Below are 512 nucleotides of genomic sequence, written 5' to 3'. Positions count from 1 at the left end.
AGAAGCGGCTTTATATTCTTGATCAAATGGGCAATCAGGGAACGGCGTACAACATGCCAGGAGTGTTCCTACTGGAAGGGAAGGTAGAGCCGGAGCGGCTGGAGGCGGCGCTGCGCAGCTTGGTGCAGCGGCATGAAATATTGCGGACGTCCTTCCACTGGGTGGACGGGGCTCCTGTACAGAAGGTTAGCGAGGAAGTCACCTGGGAGCTGGAGTGGATTGACAGCCGCGGTATGGAGCTGGAGCAGACTGCGAGGACGTTCATCCGACCGTTCGATCTGTCCTCGGGAAGCCTTATGCGTGCGGCATTGGTGCAGCTAGATGAGAATCGGTACGCGCTGCTGTTTGACATGCACCATATCATTTCCGACGGAGTGTCGATGAGCATTCTCGTGCGGGAGCTCGGCGAGCTGTATCAGGGCAACGAGCTACCGGAGCTGACGATTCAGTACAAGGACTATGCTTGCTGGCAGCAGGAGCAGGCTCAGACGAATCGGCTCAAGGAGCAAGAG

The 512-nt window shown here is 57.2% G+C and carries 1 protein-coding gene; it reads left to right on the top strand.

Annotated features, from left to right (window positions below):
- The coding region (locus PXY01_RS22155) for a condensation domain-containing protein (protein WP_164744565.1) at nt 1-512 on the top strand (512 nt) is incomplete at both ends.

The sequence above is a fragment of the Paenibacillus xylaniclasticus genome (genome assembly GCF_004001065.1).
GTDB lineage: Bacteria > Bacillota > Bacilli > Paenibacillales > Paenibacillaceae > Paenibacillus_T > Paenibacillus_T xylaniclasticus.
The sequence above is the reverse complement of the archived record's forward strand: the minus strand, read 5'-3'. Positions and strand labels throughout refer to the sequence as shown.